The organism is Burkholderia thailandensis E264 (assembly GCF_000012365.1).
GTDB lineage: Bacteria > Pseudomonadota > Gammaproteobacteria > Burkholderiales > Burkholderiaceae > Burkholderia > Burkholderia thailandensis.
Window position 1 is genome coordinate 3,747,349 of record NC_007651.1, and the last position, 21,432, is coordinate 3,768,780.

A 21,432-nucleotide genomic window follows, 5' to 3' on the forward strand; every position below is an offset into this window, starting at 1 on the left:
ACAGTTAACACCTTGAAGTGACTACAAGGTCAACCCTTTTTGTAAGGAGATTCGAATGAAGATCGGCGAACTTGCGAAAGCGGCGCGGTGCACGCCCGAGACGATTCGTTTCTACGAAAAAGAGGGGCTGATGCCGGGCGCGGAACGGACCGATTCCAACTACCGCCACTACACCGACGCGCATGTCGAGCGGCTGCGCTTCATCCGCAATTGCCGCGCCCTCGACATGACGCACGACGAGATCCGCGCACTGTTGCGCTTCACCGACGATCCGGCGGATCGCTGCGATTCGGTCAACGCGCTGCTCGACGAGCACATCGGTCACGTCAACACGCGGCTTGCCGAACTGCAGCACTTGCGCACGCAATTGATCGAATTGCGCGAACGGTGCCAGGGCGAGCATGCGGTCGAGGACTGCGGAATCGTGCACGGCCTCGCGACGATGGAAACGCCGAACATGCCGGGCAAGCGCTCGCACGTCGGCTGACGTGCCGCCGCGGATGCCCGGCTGGCGGGCGTTGTACGGCTTGCGTTCTTTTATTCCTAGCCATAACATGACTAGAAATTAGTTAACTACTCATGTTATGGCTCAATACGCGTCTCGATACTCTCCGCTTGCGCTCGTCGTGCTCGCGATGCTCACCGAAGCGCCGATGCACGCATACCGAATCCAGCAACTCATCAAGCTGCGCGGCAAGGACGAGGTGGTCAACGTCAAGCAGCGCAACAGCCTCTACCAGACGATCGAGCGCCTGCAGCGCGACGCGCTGATCGCCGTGCGCGAGACCGAGCGCGACGGCGCGTTTCCGGAACGCACGGTCTACGACATCACCGACGTCGGCCGCGACACCGCGCGCATGTGGCTGCGCGAGCAGCTCGCGCAGCCGGCACGGGAGTTTCCGTCGTTTCCGGCCGCGCTATCGGTGCTGCCGCTGCTGTCCGCGGACGATGCCCGCCGCCAGCTCGAGGCACGCGCCGCCGCGCTCGAAGCCGAGCTGGCCCGCCTGGACGAAACGCAGGACGCCGCGCTCGCGATGCAGATTCCGCGACTCTTCCTGCTCGACGGCGAGCTGATGCGAGCGACCCTGGAAGCCGAGCTCGATTGGGTGCGCAGCGTGGTCGAGCATCTGAAGGTGGGCGCGCTCACGTGGAGCGAGGCTTGGCTGCGCGAGGTCGCCGCACGGTTCGCGCAGGCGGATTCGCCGGATTCGGAATAAGCGGGCAGGAGGATCGCCCGGAGAGCCGGACGCGACAATCACCGCGATCGCCCCCCGACAGCTACAACGCCTTTCCAAGCTTCGAGATCCCGAGCGGATCGAGCGCCCCCTTCATCGTCCGCATCACGCCGATCTCGGCGGCGCTGCGCGAATACCCGAGAAACGGCCGCTTGAGCCGGCCGATCCCATGCTTGGCCGATATCGATCCGCCCATCTCGCGCGCGATCTCGTAGACGGCGCGCTCGACGCTGTTCGCGCCATACGCCGGCGAATCGGCGAGCGGCACGCCGACGTGCACGTTGCCGTCGCCGACATGCCCGAAGCACGGGCACGCCGCATGCGCCCAGCGCACGCGAAGCGCGGCGTCGCAGCGCGCCGCCTCCGTCACTTCGTCGAGATGTCGATATCGCCGAAATACTTGCGGCCGAGCGCCTTCACGGTGCCGTCCGCCTTCAGCTTGTCGATCGCGGCGTTCAGGCGCAGCTTCAGCGCTTCGTCGCCCTTGCGCAGCCCGAACGCGATCCCGCTTCCGAGGATCTTGTCGTCGCGCACCGCTTGCCCGACGAACGCGAAGCCCTTCGCGTCCGGCCGCGACAGGAAACCGCGCTGGCCCGCGGGCGCGAGCACGAGCGTGCCGTCGAGGCGGCCCGCCGTGAGATCCGAGTAAGCCTGATTCTGGTCCTGATACGCGACGACCTGCACGCCCGCTCCCGCCCAGTGCGCATTCGCATACGTCTCCTGAATCGAGCCCTGCAGCACGCCCACCCGCTTGCCCTTCAACGATTCCGGCGTCGGCGCGAGGCCGCTGTCCGCGCGCGCGATCAGTCGCGTCGGCACGCGATAGATCACCGTCGTGAAGTCGATCGCCTGACGGCGCTGGTCGGTCGCGTTCATCGCCGAATTGATCGCGTCGAACTTGCGGCCCTGCAGCGCCGGGATCAGTCCGTCGAACGACGTCTCGACCCATTTGCACGCGAGCTTCGCCTCCTTGCAGACGGCGTTGCCGACGTCGATATCGAAGCCTTGCAGCTCGCCGTTCGCCGCCTTCGATTCGAACGGCGGATATTGCGCCTCGAGACCGAAGCGCAGCGTTTGCGAAACGTCGGCGCGCGCCGCGCCGGCCCCCGCGGCGACGCTCAATGCGCAGGCGAGCGCGAGCCGGAATTGCAGTCGTTTCATCGATGATTCTCCTGGAGGTCGGGTCTTGTCCGGATCGGCGCGACGGGCGCGTCAAGTCAGAGGCTGCGCAGACGGCGCGCGCCTTCGATCAGCGTCGCGTCGTCCTTCGAAAAGCTCAAGCGGATGCAGCCGGTGTTCGTGCCGTCCGCGTAGAACGCGGATAGCGGAATCGTCGCGACGCGCGCGTCGCGAATCGCGCGCAGCACGAAGTCGGCATCCGATTCGTCGGAAAAGTGCCGAAAGCGCGCGAGCATGAAGAACGAGCCCTCGCTGCGCTGCAGTTCGAAACGCGAGCCGGCAAGCTCGCTCGCGAGCAGGTCGCGCTTGCGCTCGTAGAACGCGCCGAGCTCGAGATAGCTCGCCGGCTCGGCGAGCGCTTCGGCGAACGCGTGCTGCATCGGCGTATCGGCCGCGAACGTCATGAACTGATGGACCTTGCGCAGCTCGCGCGTGAGCTCGGCGGGCGCAAGGCAGTAGCCGACGCGCCAGCCCGTCACGTGATACGACTTGCCGAACGACGACACGATCACGCTGCGCTCGGCGAGCGCGCGATGACGCGCCATGCTGTGGTGGCGCGCGCCGTCGAACACGACGTGCTCGTACACCTCGTCGGACAGCACCACGATGTCGGTGCCCGCGGTGAGCCGCGCAAGGTGCGCGATGTCGGCGTCGCCGAGGATCGTCGCGCTCGGGTTGTGCGGCGTGTTGACGATCAGCATCCGCGTGCGCGGCGTGATCTTCGCGGCCACCTCGTCCCAGTTCACGCGAAAGCCGTCGGGCGACAGCTTGATCGCGACGGGCGTCGCGCCCTGCAGCCGGACGATCGGCGCGTAGCTGTCGAACGACGGCTCGAAGTAGATCACCTCGTCGCCCGGATGAACAAGCGCGCTGATCGCCGCGTAGAGCCCCTCGCTCGCGCTCGCGACGACGGTGACTTCGGAGTCCGGATCGTAGCGCCCGCCGTACAGGCGCTCGGTCTTGACGGCGAGCGCGTCGCGCAGCGCGGCGACGCCCGCCATCGGCGCGTACTGGTTGTGCCCGTCGCGCATCGCGCGAGCGGCGCGCTCGACGAGCGCCGGATCGGGCGCGAAGCTCGGCGCGCCCTGCGACAGATTCAACGCCTGGTGCTCGGCGGCGAGCTGACCGATGACGGTGAAGATCGTCGTGCCGACGTCGGGCAGCTTCGAACGGGGCGCGGCGGCGCTCTGCATGAATCCTCCTTGGCTCGCGGGCGCGCGCGCCGGCTATCGGCGGCGCGCGGGGCAACGATGCCGATTTGGCCCGAGCCAATATCCGGAGACAATCGAAAGTTCGTCATGGCGGACATGAGAAAAACTCATGGCTCATGCCGATGGGGCGCTTGGCGGAATCAAGCGCGATGTCGCCCGGCACGATGCGCGTTCGAAGTGCCGGCGCGCGGCTTCGGACGGACGGGCGTCGGTGGTGAACGGTTGTCGCAATGGGGTCGAGGCGGATGACCGGGGGCGGATTCAGCTTCGGCCGCCCGGGCGGGTTGCAGCCTCGCGTATGCCGCCCGATGCCCGGCCGCTCGGCGACGCGAGGATCAACGAATCGGCCGGTCGGCGTGTCGGCGTGTCGGCGCATCGGCGCATCGGCGCATCGGCAAATGAAACCTCGAAGCCCGACGAAATTCGCCGATCAAAAGGGGAAACCTTCGCCAAACGCGCCGGGATCGCCGCCGCCGCGTCCGCCAACGGCAGGCCACCGGCGCGCATCGCGCAAACGCGGGCCTCCGGGACTTCGACGGCAAGCCCCGCGATTCACCCGCCCGCCGCGCGGCCTCCCGCGCCGCCGGCCGCCGAGGCCGCGAGATACGCGTCCACCGCCCGATGCAGCTCGCCGCGCAATTGCGCGACGTCGACGTCCGCGCCCTGCATCAGCAGCGATTGCGACACCCACCCGTAGCACAGCGCATGCGCGACGCGCGCCGTCACGTCGAGCCGCGCATCGGCCGGCGCGTCGCTCGCGCCGGCGAGCGCATCGCGCCACAACGCGACGTAATCGTCGTAATGCCGGCGATACGCGCCGATCGGCGAAACCGTGCGCTCGATCGTCAACATCGCGGCCCACACGCGAGCGTCCTGCGCGAGCGCATCGATCTGCGCCTCGACGAGCGCGGCCGCGACAGCCCGGCAATCCGCGCCGCGCCGCGCATCGACGACCGTGCGCATCCGCGCCGCGAGCGCCTTCACGTAATGATGGATCGTGAGCGCGGCGAGGCTCTCCTTGTCGCCGAAATACTCGTAAAACGTGCCGACGCTCACGCCCGCGACCGCGGCGATCTCGCGAATCGTCGCCTTCGCGTAGCCGCGCTCGAGCAAAACCCGAACAAAGGCCTCCTGCAACGCCTGCGAACTCGCGTGCGCGCGGCGCTGCCGCGGACGGCGGCGCAAGGCCGGCTGCGGCTGCGCGATCGGCTTCTCGCGCGGCGCCCAAACCTGAACATGTCGCGAAGTCATCTTTGCTAACCTGATCGAGCCGAACAACGACAAGGAGACGCCCATCATGGCCTGGTCGACCCACGAGGTGAGCAACCAGTTCGACGAATTGACCGACTATAACCTCTTCGCCACCGACCCGGCGCTGGGCGAAGCGCTCGAACGCGCGGGCGCGTCGTGGGCCGCGCCGCGGCTCGACGCGTTCGGCGCGCGGCTCGGCGCGCGCGACACCGCGCAGCAGGCCGAGGACGCGAACCGCCACGTGCCCGAGCTGAACGCGTTCGACCGCCGCGGCCGCCGGATCGACCGCGTCGATTTTCATCCGAGCTGGCACGCGCTGCTCGGCCTCTATCGCGAACAGGGCCTGATCTCGCTCGCGTTCCGCGAATCGCGCGCCGGGCGCTGGGCGGCAAACGCGGCGGGCTTCTACCTGCACGGCCAGATCGAGGCGGGCACGCTGTGCCCGGCGACGATGACGCAGGCGAGCATCCCCGTTCTGCAAAAGGAGCCCGCGCTGTGGGCGCAGTTGAAAGACAAGCTCTACAGCGATGTCCACGATCCGCGCGACGCGCCGATCGACACGAAACAGTCGATCATGATCGGCATGGGCATGACCGAAAAGCAGGGCGGCTCGGACGTGCGCGCGAACACGACGCTCGCCGTGCCCGTCGGCGTGGGCGGCCGCGGCGGCGAGCATCTGCTGCGCGGCCACAAATGGTTCTTCTCCGCGCCGATGTGCGACGCGCACCTCGTCGTCGCGCGCACCGAATCGGGCGGCCCGTCGTGCTTCTACGTGCCGCGCTGGCGGCCGGACGGCACGAAGAACGCGGTGCGCATTCAGCGGCTGAAGAACAAGGTCGGCAACCGCAGCAATTCGAGCAGCGAAATCGAGCTCGACGACGCATGGGGCGTGATGCTCGGCGAAGAAGGCCGCGGCATTCCGACGATCATCGAGATGGCCACCTACACGCGGCTGAACTGCGTGCTCGGCAGCGCGGCGATCCTGCGTCAGGGGCTCGTGCAGGCGATCGCGTACGCGCGGCAGCGTCACGCGTTCGGCCGCGCGCTCGCCGAGCAGCCGCTGATGCGCGCGGTGCTCGCCGATCTCGCGCTCGAGAGCGAGGCGGCGCTCGCGCTCGCGATGCGGCTCGCGCAGGCGTTCGAGCGCGGCGAGGCGGCGTGGACGCGCATCGTCACGCCAGCCGCGAAATTCTGGGTCTGCAAGCGCGCGGTCGAGGCGGCGGGCGAAGTGATGGAAGTGTTCGGCGGCAACGGCTATGTCGACGACGGCCCGATCGCGCGGCTGTTTCGCGAGGCACCCGTCAATTCGATCTGGGAAGGCTCGGGCAACGTGATGTGCCTCGACGTGATGCGCGCGATCTCGCGCGAGCCGGACGCGGCGCACGCGCTCGCCGACGAGCTGCGCGCGCTCGGCGGCCACGATGCGCGGATTCGCGCGGAGCTCGACGCGCTGCGCGCGCTGCTCGGCACGCCGCCCGACGCGCTCGAAGCGCTCGGCCGCGTGCTCGCGCAACGCATCGCGCTCGTCGCGCAGGCGTGCCTGCTGATCGATGCGGCACCCGCCACCGTCAGCGAAGGCTTCATCGCGACGCGCTTCGGCGAGCCGGCGTGGGGCCGCGTGACGGGCGCGCTCGATGCGCGGCGCGTCGACGTCGCCGCGCTGCTGCAGCGCGCGTACGCCGCGTGACCGCGCGCGGCGCGCACGGCAGCAGCGCCTGCGTTCGGCCGCGCCGATTTCGTCGAAGCCACGCGCGGCGCGCCGGGCGCAGCCGACCGCCGCCCGGCGCGCCGCCTCCATCCGAACGACCGCCCACCGCACGAACGGAGCACGACGCCATGAACCTGATCGCCGCACTCGAGCGCGCCGCACGCGCGACGCCCGACAAGCCGTTCCTGCGCGACGACGGCGCGACGATCACGTATCGGCAGATGCAGCAGCGCTCGCGGCGCGCGGCCGAGGTGCTCGCGTCGCTCGGCATCGCGCCGGGCGAACGCGTTGCCGCGATGTGCCTGAACACGCCCGCGTTCTTCGATCTGCTGCTCGGCGCGTGGCGCATCGGCGCGGTCGTCGTGCCGGTCAATCACAAGCTGCAGGCCCCGGAAGTCGACCACATCCTGCGGCACAGCGCGAGCCGCGCGGTGCTGTTCGACGCGGCGCTCGCGCCCGTGCTCGCGGGCGTCGGGCACGGCGCGCTGCGCCTCGTGACCGAAGGCGACGCAGCCGGCGCCGCGCCGTTCGACCGCCTCGTCGCCGATGCGCCCGGCATCGCGTCCGGCACGCCCGACGACGCGGCGCTCGCCGAAATTCTCTACACGTCGGGCACCACGGGCCGCCCGAAAGGCTGCATGCACAGCCACCGGACAGTCGCGCTCGCCGCCGCGACGAGCGCGCTCGCGCTGTCGATGACCGAGCGCGAGCGCACGCTGATGGCGATGCCGATCTGGCACGCGTCGCCGCTGAACAACTGGTTCGGCGGCACGCTGTACGTGGGCGGCACCGTCGTGCTGATGCGCGAATATCATCCGCTGCGCTTTTTGCAGACCGTCGAGGCCGAGCAGGCGACGCTGTACTTCGGCGCACCTGTGTCGTACACGCTGCCGCTCGACACGATCGCCGATTTCGCGTCGTTCGATCTCACGAGCGTGCGGGCCTGGCTGTACGGCGGCGGGCCGATCGGCGCGGCGCTCGCGCGCCGGCTGATGCGCGCGTATCGCAGCGAGGCGTTCTATCAGGTGTACGGCATGACCGAGACGGGGCCCGCCGGCACCGTGCTCCATCCGTTCGAGCAGACGATGAAGGCGGGCTCGATCGGCCGACAGGGCACGCCGGGCGTCGACGTGCGGGTCGTGACCGCGGTGGGCGACGTCGCGCGGCCGGGGGAGATCGGCGAAATCCGGCTGCGCGCGGACAGCATGATGCTCGGCTATCTCGACGACCCCGACGCGACGCGCGCCGCGTTCGACGACGACGGCTGGCACCGCAGCGGCGATGTCGCGCGCGTCGACGACGACGGTTACCTGTTCGTCGTCGACCGGATCAAGGACATGATCGTGACGGGCGGCGAGAACGTGTATTCGAAGGAAGTCGAGGATGTGCTGACCGAACATCCGGCCGTCGCGGAGGCGGCCGTGATCGGCCGCGCGCATCCGCAATGGGGCGAGACGGTGATCGCGCACGTCGTGCTGCGCGGAGCGGGCAGCGCCGACCGCGCGCCTGATGGCGAACGCGCGGTCGACGCCGACGCGCTGCGCGCGTTCTGCGCGACGCGCCTCGCCGCGTACAAGATTCCGCGCGAATACGTGTTCGCCGAGCGCCTGCCGCGCACGCCGACGGGCAAGCTCCAGAAGTACCTGCTGCGCGCGCGCGGCGGCGCATGACACGGCGGCGCACCGCGTGCTTCGGCCTCCGTGCGCGAAACCACAAAACCGCTCGACCACTCGACCACGCAACCGGAAAACCGCAAAAAACAAAACCCCGGATCTGCGAGCGCAGACCCGGGGTTCGTCGATACCGACATCGGCATCGAAGCGCGCCGCGAACGCCGCTACGCGACGCCCGCGCCACGCCGCGCGGCGCTTACTTGCCGCCGATGCTCTTCAGGGGCTTCCACTCGCCCTTCTCGACCTTGTACATCGTGATGCCGCCGTTCTTCAGGTCGCCCTTCGCGTCATACGCGATGTGCGTCGACGTGACGCCCGCCATGTCGGTCTTCGCGAGCAGCGGCAGGTACTTCGCCGGATCGGTCGAGTTCGCCTTCTTCATCGCGTTGAACATCGCCATCGCGCCGTCGTAGGCGTACGGCGAGTACGTCTGCACGTCTTCGCCGAAGCGCTTCTTGTACTTGTCCTCGTAGGTCTTGCCGCCGGGCATTTCGGCGAGCGGCAGACCGGCGAGCGACGCGATCGAGCCTTCCGCCGCGCTGCCCGCGATCTTCAGGAACGTCGGCGTGTGCATCATTTCACCGCCCATCAGCGGCGCCGTGACGCCGAGCGACTTCATCTGCTTGGCCATCGGCGCGGCCTGCGAATCCGCGCCGCCGTAGTAGACGAGATCCGGCTTCGCGGCCTTCAGCTTCGTCAGGATCGCCTTGAAGTCGACAGCCTTGTCGTTCGTGAATTCACGGTCGACGATCGTCGCGCCCGCCGCCTTCGCAGCCTTCTCGAACTGGTCGGCGAGGCCCTGGCCGTACGCCGTGCGGTCGTCCACGATCGCGATCTTCTTCATGCCGAGATCCTTCACCGCGAACGCGCCCGCGACCGAGCCCTGCTGCGTGTCGGACGTCATCATCCGGAACGTCGTCTTGTAGCCTTGCTGCGTGTATTCGGGCGCCGTCGCCATCGCGATCTGCGGGATGCCCGCGTTCGCGTAAATGCGCGAGGCGGGAATCGTCGTGCCCGAATTGAAGTGGCCGAGCATGCCCTTGATGCCGTCGTCGACGAGCTTCTGCGCGACCGTCGTGCCGGTGCGCGGGTCGGCCTGGTCGTCCTGGGTGTCGAGCACGAACTTCACCGGCTTGCCGCCGATCACGGGCTTCGTCGCGTTGATGTCCTCGATCGCGAGCACGATCCCGTTCTGCATATCCTTGCCGTAGTGCGCCTGCGCACCCGTCATCGGCGCCGCGAAGCCGATCTTGACGTCATCCGCATGCGCCGTCCCCGCGAGCGACATGACCGCGACGAACGTCGCGCCTGCCAGCTTTTTCATCGTGTGTTGCATATCTTCTCCTAGTACCAGGGTAAATGGAGCGACTTCGGGTTCGCCTTGCCGCTTCCGTTTCTTGAATCGAAGGGCAAGGATTGCTCAGCCAATCGTCATCAAATTCGCATTGCCGCCTGCCGCCGCGGTGTTCACGCTCACCGAGCGCTCGGTGAGGAGCCGCTCGAGCGCGTAGTCTTCGTCGCCGCCGTTCTCGAACGCGCCCGCCGCGACGCCCTGCACCGACACGATCGGCCCGGGGCGCTGCGCGACTTCCTTCACGAGCGCGAGCAACTCGTCGCTGTCGCCCTCGAACAGCACCGCGTCGAACGCCGCGTCCGCCTGCTTCCTCACGGCCGCATGCGCCTTCAGCGGCGCCGGCAGCGCCGCCGCGAGCGCCTCGCCCGCCGCGCTCGCGAAGAGCGCGCGGTTGCCCGTGGCGAGCACCGCCGCGAACTGCGCGCGCGCGCCGCTCGCCGTCGCCGCGATGCAGAGCACCGTGCCGCGTGCGCCGAGTGTATACGTATTGCGCTCGCCCGTCGGCCCCGAAAGCACCGCGGTTGCGCCCGCGAGCACGTGCGACAGGTAGCCGTCGCAGCGCGCGGCGAGCGCCGGCTCGCGCTGCTCGATCAGCCAGTCGCGCAGCGCGGTCAACGCGGCGGACGGATTATCGCGCGTCTCGCCTTCCTGCGGCGCATCGGCGACGAGCGACGCCTCGAGCGAGCGCGGCAGCCCGGCCGGGCGTGTCGCGAGCAGGCGCTGCAGATACAGCGCGCCGCCCGCCTTCGGCCCCGTGCCCGACAGCCCTTCGCCGCCGAACGGCTGCACGCCGACCACCGCGCCGATCACGTTGCGGTTCACGTAGATGTTGCCGACGTGCGCGCGCGAGATCACGTGCGCGATCGTCTCGTCGATCCGCGTGTGGATGCCGAGCGTCAGGCCGTAGCCCGTCGCGCGGATCTGCTCGAGCAGCTTGTCGAGGCCGCTGCGGCGATAGCGCACGACGTGCAGCACCGGGCCGAACACCTCGCGCTTCAGTTCGTCGACGTTGCCGATCTCGATGATCGTCGGGGGCACGAACGTGCCCTGCGCGCACGCTTCCGGCATCTCGAGCTGCGTGACCGCATGCCCCTTGTCCTTCATCGCCGCGATGTGCGCATCGATCGTGCGCTTCGCGTCGGCGTCGATCACCGGGCCGACGTCCACCGACAGCCGGTCCGGATTGCCGAGCGCGAGCTCGCGCATCGCGCCCTTGAGCATCGTCAGCGTGCGGTCCGCGACGTCGTCCTGCAGACACAGAACGCGCAGCGCCGAACAGCGTTGACCGGCCGAGTCGAACGACGACTGCAGCACGTCGGCGACAACCTGCTCGGCGAGCGCCGACGAATCGACGATCATCGCGTTCTGGCCGCCCGTCTCGGCGATCAACGGAATCGGCTTGCCGTCCGGATCGAGGCGCGACGACAGCGTCTTGTTGATGAGGCGCGCGACTTCGGTCGAGCCGGTGAACATCACCGCGCGCGTGCGGGGATCGGCGACGAGCGCCGCGCCGACCGTCTCGCCGTTGCCGGGCAGCAGTTGCACCGCGCCCGCCGGCACGCCGGCGTCGCGCAGCAGGCGCACCGCCTGCGCGGCGATCAGCGGCGTCTGCTCGGCCGGCTTCGCGAGCACCGTATTGCCGGCCGCAAGCGCGGCGGCCACCTGGCCCATGAAGATCGCGAGCGGGAAGTTCCACGGGCTGATGCAGACGACGGGGCCGAGCGGGCGGTGCGTGTCGTTCGAGAACTCGTCGCGGATCTGCGCCGAGTAGTAGCGCAGGAAATCGACCGCTTCGCGGATCTCGGCGATCGCGTTCGGCAGCGACTTGCCCGCCTCGCGCACGATCAGGCCCATCAGCGTGTGCATCTGCGCTTCGAGGAGGTCCGCCGCGCGCGCGAGACAGTCGGCGCGCGCGTCCACCGGCGTGGCCTGCCAGATCGGCGCGGCCGCGACCGCGTGCGCGAGCGCCGCGCCCACCTCTTCGGGCGTCGCCTCGCTGACCGTGCCGACCACGTCGCGCAGATCGGCCGGATTGCGCACGTCGCGCGGCTCGGCGTGCGCGAGCGCGTCGTCGGCGAGCATCGGCGCGGCGCGCCACGGGTGATGCGCGCTCGCGAGCAGCGCCGACGACAGCGACGCGAGCCGGTGCTCGTTCGACAGATCGAGGCCCATCGAGTTGACGCGCGACGCGCCGTACAGCTCGCGCGGCAGCGCAATCTTCGCGTGCGGCGCGCCGAGCGGCACGACCTTCGCGGCTTCCTCGACCGGATCGGCGACCAGCTCCTTCACCGACACGGTCTTGTCGGCGATGCGGTTCACGAACGACGTGTTCGCGCCGTTTTCCAGCAGGCGGCGCACGAGGTACGCGAGCAGCGTCTCGTGCGTGCCGACGGGCGCGTATACGCGGCACGGGCGGTTCAGCTTGTCGCGGCCGGTGACTTCCTCGTACAGCGGCTCGCCCATTCCGTGCAGGCACTGGAATTCATACTGGCCGGGGTAATAGTTCTGGCCCGCGAGGTGATAGATCGCGGCGAGCGTGTACGCGTTGTGCGTCGCGAACTGCGGATAGACGGCGTCCGGCGCGGCGAGCAGCTTCTTCGCGCATGCGAGGTACGACACGTCGGTGTAGATCTTGCGCGTGTAGACCGGATAGCCTTCGAGGCCGTCCACCTGCGCGCGCTTGACCTCGGAATCCCAGTACGCGCCCTTCACGAGGCGGATCATCAGGCGATGGCGGCTGCGGCGCGCGAGATCGACGAGGTAGTCGATCACGAACGGGCAGCGCTTCTGGTACGCCTGCACGACGAAGCCGATGCCGTTCCAGCCGGCGAGCTCCGAATCGAAACACAGCGCCTCGAGCAGATCGAGCGACAGTTCGAGCCGGTCCGCCTCCTCGGCGTCGATGTTCAGGCCGATGTCGTAGCGGCGCGCGAGCAGCGCGAGCGAGCGCACGCGCGGCAGCAGCTCGTTCATCGTGCGTTCCTGCTGCGAGCGCGAGTAGCGCGCGTGCAGCGCCGAAAGCTTGATCGAGATACCCGGGCCTTCGTAGATGCCGCGGCCGCCCGCCGCCTTGCCGATCGCATGGATCGCCTGCTCGTACGAAGCGTAGTAGCGCAGCGCGTCCTCCTCGGTCGTCGCCGCCTCGCCGAGCATGTCGTACGAGTAGCGGAAGCCGCGCGCCTCGTACTTGCGGCTGTTCGCGAGCGCTTCGGAAATCGTCTCGCCCGTGACGAACTGCTCGCCCATCAGGCGCATCGCCATGTCGACGCCCTTCCTGATCAGCGGCTCGCCGCCCTTGCCGATCAGCCTCGTGAGCGCCGACGACAGGCCCGCCTCGCTGTTCGTCGTGACGAGCTTGCCCGTGATCATCAGGCCCCAGGTGGCCGCGTTGACGAACAGCGACGGCGCGTGGCCGACATGCGAGCGCCAGTCGCCCTTGCTGATCTTGTCGCGGATCAGCGCGTCGCGGGTCGCGCGGTCGGGAATCCGCAGCAGCGCCTCGGCGAGGCACATCAGCGCCACGCCTTCCTGGCTCGACAGCGAGAATTCGTGGATCAGCCCCTCGACGCCGCCGCCCGAGCTCTTCTCGCGCAGCGCCTCGACGAGGCCCGCCGCCATCGACTGGACGTCCGGCGCGAGGCTCGCGGGCAGCCGCGCCTCGCCGATCAGGAACGGCACGCACTCGGGCTCCGGCCGCCGGTATGCGGCCGTGATCGCCGCGCGCAGCACCGACTGCGGCTGCACGTTCTGCGCGAATTCGAGGAACGGGTGCGGCGCGCCGTCTTCATCGCCGTCGGCGTGGCCGTCGGACAGGTCGGCCATGCCCGTGTGGCCGGACAGCTCCGGCGGGAGCTGTCCGTGCTCGATCCGCTCGAGATACGCGAAGATCGCCTGCTTGATCAGCCAGTGAGGAGTGCGCTCGAGCCGCGACGCCGCGTCCTTCAAACGCGCGCGAAGCAGATCGTCGACTTTGACGCCCAGTGTGGTGCTTGCCATGATTTTCTTCTAGCGCCGGCCCGATGCCGGCCAAGGACTTTAAAAGATCGCAAAATCGTAAGGCACTCAATAAAAAGGTGCAACCAAATTACGCACCCGGTTGCACCCAAACAATTCCCTTTATTATCAATGCGTTATGCAAAAAGGCGGATCGCCCGCACCACTTTGGACAATCGGTATTTTCCCTGATCCTGTCAGTTTTACCGGCTCGATTTCCGTGGCAATCTGGCGTGATATCGGATTCGCGCGCACCCGCTGTCGGCGGACGCGAAGGAGAACGTAGATGGATGGATGGGTAGTGATCGGCATCGTGCTGGCCGCGTGGATCGCGGGCGCGATCGTATTTGTGCACCGCGCGTCGGCGGTGTTCTTCCAGGCGCTCGGGTACGCGCACGGCGCGAAGAAAGGCAAGCGCCGCGCGCGGATTCCCGGCCTGCGCGAAGCGCACGAGTGACGCGCCGGCGTCAGATGTCGAGCGGATCGACCTCGACGCTCCAGCGCAGCACGCCCTTCAGCTCGCGCAACAGCGGCTGCCACGCGCGCAGCGTGTGCTGAAGCGCCGCGCGCGACGCGCTCTCGATCAACAGTTGCGCCCGGTGGACGTTCGCCACCTTGACGATCGTCATCGGCACGGCGTCATAGACAGTCACGCGCTCCGCGCCCGGCAGCGCCGAAAAAGCGTCGGCCGCCTGCTGCAGGAACACGAGCGCCGCCTCGAGCGTGCGCCCCTCGGCGCGTAACAGCGCCTGATAGACGAACGGCGGCAGATGCGCGTCGCGCCGCTCGCCGAGCGTCGCGCCGGCGAACCCCACGTAATCCTGACGCGCGAGCGCGTGATAGAGCGCGTGGCGCGGGTAGCGCGTCTGAATCAGCACCTCGCCCGGCAGCCCCGCGCGCCCCGCGCGGCCGCTCACCTGCATCAGTTGCGCGAATAGCCGCTCGCTCGCGCGGAAATCGTGCGAGAAGAGCGCGGTATCCGCGTTCAGCACGCCGACAAGCGACACCCGCTGGAAATCGTGCCCCTTCGCGATCATCTGCGTGCCGACGAGTATGTCGACCTCGCCCGCGTGCACGTCCGAGAAAAGCGCCTGCGCGCTGCCCTTGCGGCGCGTGCTGTCCGCATCGATACGCAGGACCCGCGCGCCCGGCACGGCGAGCGCGAGCGTCTCCTCGACGCGTTGCGTGCCGCGGCCGAGCGGCGCGATGTCGACGTTTCCGCATTCCGGGCACGACCGCGGAATCCGCGCCTCCCAGCCGCAGTGGTGGCAGCGCACCGCGTGCTCGGGCTTGTGCATCACGACGTACGCGCTGCATCGCGGGCAGCCTGCGACCCAGCCGCACGCGTCGCATGCGAGCGCGGGCGCATAGCCGCGCCGGTTCAGGAACACGAGGCTCTGCTCGCCGCGCTCGAGCCGCGCCTTCAACGCGGCGACGAGCGGCCCCGACAGCCCGCCGATCGACCCGCGCCCGCGCCGCCGCTCCTCCTCGAGATCGACGAGCCGCACCGTCGGCAGCGCCGCATCGGCGACCGCGCGCTTCGTCAGCGTGAGGCGCCGGTAGCGGCCCTGCTCGGCCTGCCACCAGGTTTCGAGCGACGGCGTCGCCGAGCCGAGCACGACCGGAATCGCACACTGCTTCGCCCGCCACACGGCGAGATCGCGCGCCGAATAGCGCAACCCTTCCTGTTGCTTGTAGGCCGGCTCGTGCTCCTCGTCGACGACGATCATCGCGAGCGCCGGCAGCGACGCGAGCACCGCGAGCCGCGTGCCGAGCACGATCCGCGCACGGCCGGTATGCGCGGCGAGCCAGTGGCGCGCGCGCTCGCCTTCGGCAAGGCCGCTATGCAGCGTGACGATCGCATCGGCGGGCAGCGTCGCCGCGAAGCGCGCTCGGAATGCCGCCTCGAACTGCGGCGTCAGGTTGATCTCGGGCACGAGGACGAGCGCCTGCGCGTCGGACCGCCGCTCGAGCAGCGCGGCAAGCGCGCGCAGATACACCTCGGTCTTGCCGCTGCCCGTCACGCCGTGCAGCAGGAACGGCACGAAGCCGTCCGCCGACGCGATCGCGTCGAGCGCGTCGGCCTGCTGATCGGTCAGTTGCGGCCGCGACGCAACCGCGCGCCATCCGGCGATCGGCGCCGGGTTGCCGACGAACTGCGCGTGCGCATGCGTGATCGCGATCTCGTCGCATGCGGCCCAGCCTTGCGCCTGCCACTCGTCGAGCACCGCGACGGCCTTCGGGTGCAGCGCGCGCACCTCGGCGAGCGACAGCGCGGGCGCGTCCGCGAGCGCCTGCGCGAGCCGGCGCAGCGCCGCGCCGCGCGCGGGCAGCGCGGCCGGCAGCGCGGCGCGGCCGGCATCGAGCAGCCGGTAGCGCAACTCGGGCGCGAGCAGCCGTCCCCAGCGCGTCACGTCGCGCAGCGCCTGAGGCAGCGCGGGCAGCGCGACTTCGCCGAGTCCGCGCTGATAGTAGTCGGCCGCGAACGCGACGAGGTCGAGCCACCGCCGCGACAGCGGCGGCAGCTCCGCGCAGACTGCGTCGACCGCCTTCAGCTTGTTCGCGGGAACGTCCGTGTGAGCGGTCACTTCGCACACGAGCCCGACCGCGCTGCGCCGGCCGAACGGCACCTGCACGAGCATTCCCGGCGCGGCCGGGGCGTCGCCGCGATAGCGGTAATCGAACAGCGTCGGCAGCGGATGATCGAGCGCGACGCGCACGAACGCGTCAGCCATCGGTGCGGCACCGCCGAATGCCGGCATGCCCGGCAGGCCAGACACCCATGACGCTCGCGAAGTTAAAGTGAAACATCACTTTCGGCGCTAAGTTTTGGATTCTCATTAAGAATCGCGGCGCGTCCGCCGATCCTGTGGATAACTTTGTTGAGAACTCGCCCTTGACGACCGCGAAATGGCGTTGCCTCCGGCCATCCACTGCTTTTTCGCGATTCGGCGAGCCGGCCGGGAAGCCTTATCCAACAAGGCTGCTATCCAATTTCCACCGTCATAGCGCGGCCCGCTCGCCGAACCCGCCCTCTACCGCGCTGCAACGTGGGAAATGTGCATAAGTCAAGTCTTGACAAGCAGAAGAGCACCATCGGACGGGCGCTTGCGCCCTGTTTAGTCGCGTTTGCGCAAACCCGTCGCGTCGCGTCGCAGCATCGGACGGCTTGCGATTACGATCCGGTTCCGCTCCGGATCGCGCGGCTATGGCGATGCACTTCGTCTACGAGCTCCGCAACGTGCTCGGGCGGCGTGAACTGCGAAATGCCGTGGCCCAGGTTGAACACGTGGCCCGGGTGATTGCCGTAGCTGTCGAGCACCGCGCGCGCCTCGGCGCGAATCGCCTCGGGCGGCGCGAACAGGATCGTCGGATCGAGGTTGCCCTGCAGCGCGACGCGCCCCGCGACGCGCTCGCGCGCGCGGCCGAGGTTGACCGTCCAGTCGAGGCCGACCGCGTCGACGCCCGTCGCCGCCAAGTCTTCGAGCCAGAGCCCGCCGCCCTTCGTGAACGCGATCGCCGGCACGCGCGCGCCGTCGTGCTCGCGTTTCAACTGCGCGACGACGCGCCGGATGTAGTCGAGCGAGAAGCGCTGATACGCGCCGTCGGCCAGCGCGCCTCCCCAGGTATCGAAGATCATCACGGCCTGCGCGCCGGCTTCGATCTGCGCGTTCAGGTATGCGGCCACTGCCTGCGCGTTCACGTCGAGAATGCGGTGCATCAGGTCAGGCCGCGCATACGCCATCGACTTCACCGTGCGGAAATCGTCCGAGCCGCCGCCTTCCACCATGTAGCACGCGAGCGTCCACGGGCTGCCGGAGAAACCGATCAGCGGCACACGCTGGCGACCTTCGCCGTCGGTGAGCGCGCGGCGAATCTCTCGCACCGCGTCGGTCACGTAGCCGAGCGTCGCGCCGATGTCCGGCACCGCGAGCTTCGCGACATCGGCCTCGGTGCGCACCGGATGCGCGAACTTCGGCCCCTCGCCCGCGGCGAAATCGAGGCCGAGCCCCATCGCGTCGGGAATCGTCAGGATGTCGGAAAACAGGATCGCGGCGTCGAGCGGGAAGCGCTCGAGCGGCTGCAGCGTCACCTCGGTCGCGTAATCGGGATGCTTCGCGAGCCCGAGAAAGCTGCCGGCGCGCGCGCGCGTGGCGTTGTACTCGGGCAGGTAGCGGCCCGCCTGGCGCATCAGCCAGATCGGCGTGTAGTCGGTCGGCTCGCGCAGCAGCGCGCGCAGGAAGGTGTCGTTGATGAGAGTCTGGGCCACGATGAGTGCGACAAAGCGAAACGCAAAGGAGCATTCTACCGGACGCGGCGCGCCGCCCGGCGCTCGCGGCCATATGACGCTCGCCGGCCGTCCGTTATGATCCGGCGTACGAACCCGGCCACGCCAGCCACACGTATCGAGGAGACACGATGAAAATGAAGATCACATTGCTCGCGCTCGCCTGCTGCGCGGGCTTCGCCCATGCGCAAGCCGCGCGCGAGCACGCCGCGCCCGCCATGCCCGCGTCGCGGCTCGACGACGTGCTCGCGCGAGGCACGCTGCGCGTCTGCACGACGGGCGACTACAAGCCGTACACGTACCGGCGCGAGGACGGCGCGTTCGAAGGCATCGACATCGACATGGCGGCGTCGCTCGCGAAATCGCTCGGCGTGAAAACGGCGTTCGTGAAGACGACGTGGCCGACGCTCACCGACGATTTCGTCGCGAAATGCGACATCGCGGTGGGCGGCATCTCGACGACGCTCGAGCGACAAAAGCACGTGTTCTTCACGCAGCCGTACGTCACCGACGGCAAAACGCCGATCGTGCGCTGCGCGGATGTCGAGCGCTATCAGACGATCGCGCAGATCGACCAGCCGCAAACGCGCGTGATCGCGAATCCGGGCGGCACGAACGAGCGTTTCGCGAAGCAGCATTTCACCCACGCTAGGATCACCGTATTCCCGGATAACGTGACGATCTTCAAGCAGATTCTCGCGGGAAATGCCGACGTGATGGTCACGGACGCGTCCGAGACGCTGCTGCAGCAAAAGCTGAATCCCGGCCTTTGCTCGGTGCATCCGGACAAGCCGTTCCAGTTCGGCGAGAAGGCATACATGGTGCCGCGCGGCGACGTCGTGTTCCAGCAATACGTCGACCAGTGGCTGCACCTCGCGCGCGAGACGGGCGAGCTTCAGGCGATCTCGGACAAGTGGCTCAAATAGCGTAGCGACGGCCGAGCGGCGCGTGTGCGCCGCTGCGAAGCTGCGCCGCAGCATGCGCCGTGCACGGGCGAGCAGCGGATCGACGGGTACGATCCGATAACCGTTTTGCCGCAGGTAGGCAGCGACTTCATAACTGGGCCGATAAGATTTATCCGAAAGGCCGACTACCTCGATTACCCGATCGAGTTTCAAAATCTTTCTCGGAATTTCGTCAGTCGAGATCGCGGTCATTTCAATGCATGTTTGATGGGGCCCGATAGCCTCACCAGCTGGGTCAGGCCCATCGTAAAAGGGGCCTGGGCGCGCTCGAAAATGCCACTTTTCAATACGGTAAAAATGACTTTGTGCGTTTCTTTAAAAACAGTAAGAAATCCCGCAAAGCCTTATCCGGCGAGGGTTACAACCTGAAACACTTTGTTACCGCGAGGGTGGGGTAATTCGCCCAAAATGCCTCTCACGGTTTCAACACGGATGCGGTCTCGTGTGCGGCGTGTGAGCGGACACAAGCACGAATGACGGGCCCGTCGGTCTCGTACCGAATCCCTTCGCAGGGGCATCCTTGTTGGAGTCGTCGTCGGCCCACGCCGATGCGTTCCATCTTTGGTCTCCTCGCGCTAACCCCGTAGCGTGTGGTTTTTAGCGGGCTCATCAGCCCGCTTTTTTTCGTCCATCGAAAACGTGCGCGACGCCTCAAGCCGTCTTCTGCACGCTCAATCCAAGTTCGTCGATCATCCGTTCGCGCATCACGAACTTCTGCACCTTCCCCGTCACGGTCATCGGCAATTCGTCGACGAAGCGCACGTAGCGCGGCACCTTGTAGTGTGCGATCTGGCCGCGGCAGAACTCGCGCAGCTCGTCGTCCGTCATCGTCTCGCCCGCGCGCAGCACGATCCACGCACACACTTCCTCGCCGTACTTCGGATCGGGAACGCCGAACACCTGCACGCTCTGAATCTTCGGGTGCCGAAACAGGAACTCCTCGATCTCGCGCGGATAGACATTCTCGCCGCCGCGAATCAGCATGTCCTTCAAGCGCCCGACGATGTTGCAGAAACCCTCTTCGTCGAGCGTCGCCAAGTCGCCCGTGCGCATCCAGCCGTCGACAACCGCCTCGCGCGTTCTCGCCTCATCGTCCCAATAGCCGAGCATCACCGAATAGCCGCGCGTGCACAGCTCGCCAGTCTCGCCGACGGGCACGATCGCGCCCGTCGCGTCGACGATCTTCGCCTCCAGGTGCGGCTGGATTCGGCCGACCGTCGTCGTGCGCTTCTCGAGCGAATCCGTCGTCGAGCTCTGGAACGAGACGGGGCTCGTCTCCGTCATCCCGTAAGCGATCGTCACCTCGGACATGTGCATCTTCGCGACGACCCGCTTCATCGTCTCGATCGGGCACGGCGAGCCGGCCATGATGCCCGTGCGCAGCGTGCTCAGGTCGAAGCGGTCGAAATCCGGATGATCGAGCTCGGCGATGAACATCGTCGGCACGCCCTGCAGCGCGGTGCAGCGCTCGTCGGACACCGCCGCGAGCGTCGCGCCCGGCTCGAAGGCCTCGCCGGGAAACACCATCTTCGCCCCCACCGAAACGCACGCGAGCACCGACAGCACCATCCCGAAGCAGTGATAGAGCGGCACCGGGATGCACATCGCGTCGACCTCGGTGAGCCGCATCACGCTCGCGATCGAGCACGCGTTGTTGACGACGTTGTGGTGCGTGAGCGTCGCGCCCTTCGGGCTGCCGGTCGTGCCGCTCGTGAACTGGATGTTGATCGGATCGCGGCAGTCGAGCGCCGCGCCGATCGCGTCGAGCCGCGCGGGGTCGAGCGCGGCCCGGCCGCGCGCAAGCACGTCGGCGAAGCTCAGCATGCCTGCCGGCGCCGCGGCGCCCATCGTCACGACCGTGCGCAAGCTGGGCACGCGCGCCGCGTGCAGCATACCGTCCGCAGGCGTCGTCGCGAGTTCCGGCGCGATCTCGGAGATCATCTCGATGTACGCGGACGTCTTGAAGCGCTCGGCCGCGATCAGCAGCTTGCAGCCGACCTTGTTCAGCGCGTATTCGAGCTCGGCAAGCCGGTAGGCGGGGTTGACGTTGACGAGTACCGCGCCGATGCGCGCGGTCGCGAATTGCGTCAGCAGCCATTCGGCGCGATTCGGCGACCAGATGCCCACCCGATCGCCACGCGCGACGCCGAGCTCGATCAGCGCGGTCGCGAGCACGTCGACTTCGTCCGCGAATTCGCGCCACGTCCATCGAACGCCCTGCTCGCGGAATACGACCGCCGCACGGTCGGGAAAGCGCGCGACCGTATCGAGCAGAAACCGCCCGATCGTCGCTTCGCTCAGTGGGACATCCGCCGGGCCGCGTACGTACGAGAGCCCGCGCTGCGGCGCGATCAGCGCGCCGACGCCTGAATCTGCTGCCATGAGAGTGTCTCCGCCACTGGAACGTTCTGTGAACGTTGCGTCGTTTTGAATGTGTTTCTGTAAATTATTCTGCCATCCGCTTACGACACTCTGACATCAAGTGTTACCCGCAATGCGGACACGCCGGAGAAAACGAAAAGGGCAGCCCGAGGGCTGCCCTTCCGATGCGATCGCGATGCAGGACGTGAGCCGG

The 21,432-nt window shown here is 68.1% G+C and carries 17 protein-coding genes and 1 pseudogene; 6 read left to right on the forward strand and 12 right to left on the reverse strand.

Annotated features, from left to right (window positions below):
- Window positions 1-55: 55 nt before the first annotated feature.
- Window positions 56-487 carry a Cd(II)/Pb(II)-responsive transcriptional regulator gene (cadR, locus tag BTH_RS28935; protein ID WP_009906678.1) on the forward strand — a complete coding sequence of 144 codons (432 nt, stop codon included), beginning with the start codon at window positions 56-58 and terminating at the stop codon, window positions 485-487.
- Between the two features lie 97 nt (window positions 488-584).
- The gene (locus tag BTH_RS28940; RefSeq protein ID WP_009910271.1) at window positions 585-1,217 is read left to right on the forward strand and encodes a PadR family transcriptional regulator; all 633 of its coding nucleotides are present in this window, start codon (window positions 585-587) and stop codon (window positions 1,215-1,217) included.
- A gap of 61 nt (window positions 1,218-1,278) precedes the next feature.
- Here the strand turns inward: BTH_RS28940 and BTH_RS28945 are convergent, their stop codons facing one another.
- The 4 genes from BTH_RS28945 to BTH_RS28960 all read right to left on the reverse strand — a co-directional run bounded on the left by BTH_RS28945 (window position 1,279) and on the right by BTH_RS28960 (window position 4,876).
- Window positions 1,279-1,605 carry an FAD-linked oxidase C-terminal domain-containing protein gene (locus tag BTH_RS28945; RefSeq protein WP_011402662.1) on the reverse strand — a complete coding sequence of 109 codons (327 nt, stop codon included), beginning with the start codon at window positions 1,603-1,605 and terminating at the stop codon, window positions 1,279-1,281.
- Window positions 1,602-2,396: an ABC transporter substrate-binding protein gene (locus BTH_RS28950; protein WP_009910273.1), complete on the reverse strand. Its 795-nt coding sequence runs from the start codon at window positions 2,394-2,396 to the stop codon at window positions 1,602-1,604. The genes BTH_RS28945 and BTH_RS28950 overlap by 4 nt, the downstream gene beginning before the upstream one ends.
- 56 nt (window positions 2,397-2,452) lie before the next feature.
- Window positions 2,453-3,607 (reverse strand): pyridoxal phosphate-dependent aminotransferase, encoded by a 1,155-nt coding sequence (locus BTH_RS28955; RefSeq protein ID WP_009910274.1) that lies wholly within the window; start codon window positions 3,605-3,607, stop codon window positions 2,453-2,455.
- Window positions 3,608-4,177: 570 nt separating this feature from the next.
- Entirely contained in the window at window positions 4,178-4,876 is a 699-nt protein-coding gene (locus BTH_RS28960; RefSeq protein WP_009910276.1) for a TetR/AcrR family transcriptional regulator, read from the reverse strand.
- Between the two features lie 46 nt (window positions 4,877-4,922).
- Here BTH_RS28960 and BTH_RS28965 point away from each other — a divergent pair, with 46 nt between their 5' ends.
- Both BTH_RS28965 and BTH_RS28970 read left to right on the forward strand, forming a co-directional pair.
- On the forward strand, window positions 4,923-6,563 hold the full coding sequence (locus BTH_RS28965; protein ID WP_011402663.1) for an acyl-CoA dehydrogenase family protein: 1,641 nt from the start codon (window positions 4,923-4,925) through the stop codon (window positions 6,561-6,563).
- A gap of 149 nt (window positions 6,564-6,712) precedes the next feature.
- On the forward strand, window positions 6,713-8,254 hold the full coding sequence (locus BTH_RS28970) for a class I adenylate-forming enzyme family protein (RefSeq protein ID WP_009910284.1): 1,542 nt from the start codon (window positions 6,713-6,715) through the stop codon (window positions 8,252-8,254).
- A gap of 199 nt (window positions 8,255-8,453) precedes the next feature.
- Here BTH_RS28970 and BTH_RS28975 read toward each other — a convergent pair whose 3' ends face one another.
- Window positions 8,454-9,593, reverse strand: coding sequence for a branched-chain amino acid ABC transporter substrate-binding protein (locus BTH_RS28975; RefSeq protein ID WP_009906688.1), 1,140 nt, complete (start codon window positions 9,591-9,593; stop codon window positions 8,454-8,456).
- Between the two features lie 84 nt (window positions 9,594-9,677).
- Window positions 9,678-13,607 (reverse strand): trifunctional transcriptional regulator/proline dehydrogenase/L-glutamate gamma-semialdehyde dehydrogenase, encoded by a 3,930-nt coding sequence (gene putA, locus BTH_RS28980; RefSeq protein WP_009910285.1) that lies wholly within the window; start codon window positions 13,605-13,607, stop codon window positions 9,678-9,680.
- 283 nt (window positions 13,608-13,890) lie between these two features.
- On the opposite strand from putA, the gene BTH_RS28985 reads away from it, so the two are divergent.
- On the forward strand, window positions 13,891-14,061 hold the full coding sequence (locus BTH_RS28985; RefSeq protein ID WP_011402665.1) for a hypothetical protein: 171 nt from the start codon (window positions 13,891-13,893) through the stop codon (window positions 14,059-14,061).
- 10 nt (window positions 14,062-14,071) lie between these two features.
- On the opposite strand, the gene BTH_RS28990 is transcribed toward BTH_RS28985, so the two are convergent.
- The 3 genes from BTH_RS28990 to hemE all read right to left on the reverse strand — a co-directional run bounded on the left by BTH_RS28990 (window position 14,072) and on the right by hemE (window position 17,874).
- Window positions 14,072-16,339: a primosomal protein N' gene (locus BTH_RS28990; protein WP_025404150.1), complete on the reverse strand. Its 2,268-nt coding sequence runs from the start codon at window positions 16,337-16,339 to the stop codon at window positions 14,072-14,074.
- The gene (locus BTH_RS35805) at window positions 16,332-16,538 is read right to left on the reverse strand and encodes a hypothetical protein (RefSeq protein WP_080511574.1); all 207 of its coding nucleotides are present in this window, start codon (window positions 16,536-16,538) and stop codon (window positions 16,332-16,334) included. The genes BTH_RS28990 and BTH_RS35805 overlap by 8 nt, the downstream gene beginning before the upstream one ends.
- A 241-nt stretch (window positions 16,539-16,779) precedes the next feature.
- Complete coding sequence (hemE, locus tag BTH_RS28995) at window positions 16,780-17,874, reverse strand: uroporphyrinogen decarboxylase (RefSeq protein WP_009906695.1); 1,095 nt, start codon at window positions 17,872-17,874, stop codon at window positions 16,780-16,782.
- A gap of 149 nt (window positions 17,875-18,023) precedes the next feature.
- Here hemE and BTH_RS29000 point away from each other — a divergent pair, with 149 nt between their 5' ends.
- The gene (locus BTH_RS29000) at window positions 18,024-18,818 is read left to right on the forward strand and encodes a transporter substrate-binding domain-containing protein (RefSeq protein WP_011402667.1); all 795 of its coding nucleotides are present in this window, start codon (window positions 18,024-18,026) and stop codon (window positions 18,816-18,818) included.
- A 120-nt stretch (window positions 18,819-18,938) separates the two neighbouring features.
- Here BTH_RS29000 and BTH_RS33025 read toward each other — a convergent pair.
- The 3 genes and pseudogenes from BTH_RS33025 to BTH_RS29005 form a co-directional block, all read right to left on the reverse strand.
- Window positions 18,939-19,049 (reverse strand): annotated as a pseudogene (locus BTH_RS33025) (CoA-binding protein); the annotation flags it as partial.
- A 223-nt stretch (window positions 19,050-19,272) separates the two neighbouring features.
- A complete protein-coding gene (locus tag BTH_RS32710; RefSeq protein ID WP_009906697.1) occupies window positions 19,273-19,467 on the reverse strand; it encodes a hypothetical protein in 195 nt (64 codons plus the stop codon).
- A 41-nt stretch (window positions 19,468-19,508) separates the two neighbouring features.
- Window positions 19,509-21,239 (reverse strand): AMP-binding protein, encoded by a 1,731-nt coding sequence (locus BTH_RS29005; RefSeq protein WP_009910293.1) that lies wholly within the window; start codon window positions 21,237-21,239, stop codon window positions 19,509-19,511.
- Window positions 21,240-21,432 lie beyond the last annotated feature (193 nt).

Bases quoted from the DNA above. Each gene is read 5' to 3' on its own strand.
- BTH_RS28940 (WP_009910271.1), top strand. From the start codon at position 585: ATGGCTCAATACGCGTCTCGATACTCTCCGCTTGCGCTCGTCGTGCTC.
- BTH_RS28955 (WP_009910274.1), bottom strand. From the start codon at position 3,607: ATGCAGAGCGCCGCCGCGCCCCGTTCGAAGCTGCCCGACGTCGGCACG.
- BTH_RS32710 (WP_009906697.1), bottom strand. From the start codon at position 19,467: ATGAGCCCGCTAAAAACCACACGCTACGGGGTTAGCGCGAGGAGACCA.
- BTH_RS28990 (WP_025404150.1), bottom strand. From the start codon at position 16,339: ATGGCTGACGCGTTCGTGCGCGTCGCGCTCGATCATCCGCTGCCGACG.
- BTH_RS28985 (WP_011402665.1), top strand. From the start codon at position 13,891: ATGGATGGATGGGTAGTGATCGGCATCGTGCTGGCCGCGTGGATCGCG.
- cadR (WP_009906678.1), top strand. From the start codon at position 56: ATGAAGATCGGCGAACTTGCGAAAGCGGCGCGGTGCACGCCCGAGACG.
- BTH_RS28950 (WP_009910273.1), bottom strand. From the start codon at position 2,396: ATGAAACGACTGCAATTCCGGCTCGCGCTCGCCTGCGCATTGAGCGTC.
- putA (WP_009910285.1), bottom strand. From the start codon at position 13,607: ATGGCAAGCACCACACTGGGCGTCAAAGTCGACGATCTGCTTCGCGCG.
- BTH_RS28960 (WP_009910276.1), bottom strand. From the start codon at position 4,876: ATGACTTCGCGACATGTTCAGGTTTGGGCGCCGCGCGAGAAGCCGATC.
- BTH_RS28965 (WP_011402663.1), top strand. From the start codon at position 4,923: ATGGCCTGGTCGACCCACGAGGTGAGCAACCAGTTCGACGAATTGACC.
- BTH_RS28970 (WP_009910284.1), top strand. From the start codon at position 6,713: ATGAACCTGATCGCCGCACTCGAGCGCGCCGCACGCGCGACGCCCGAC.
- BTH_RS29005 (WP_009910293.1), bottom strand. From the start codon at position 21,239: ATGGCAGCAGATTCAGGCGTCGGCGCGCTGATCGCGCCGCAGCGCGGG.
- BTH_RS29000 (WP_011402667.1), top strand. From the start codon at position 18,024: ATGAAAATGAAGATCACATTGCTCGCGCTCGCCTGCTGCGCGGGCTTC.
- BTH_RS28975 (WP_009906688.1), bottom strand. From the start codon at position 9,593: ATGCAACACACGATGAAAAAGCTGGCAGGCGCGACGTTCGTCGCGGTC.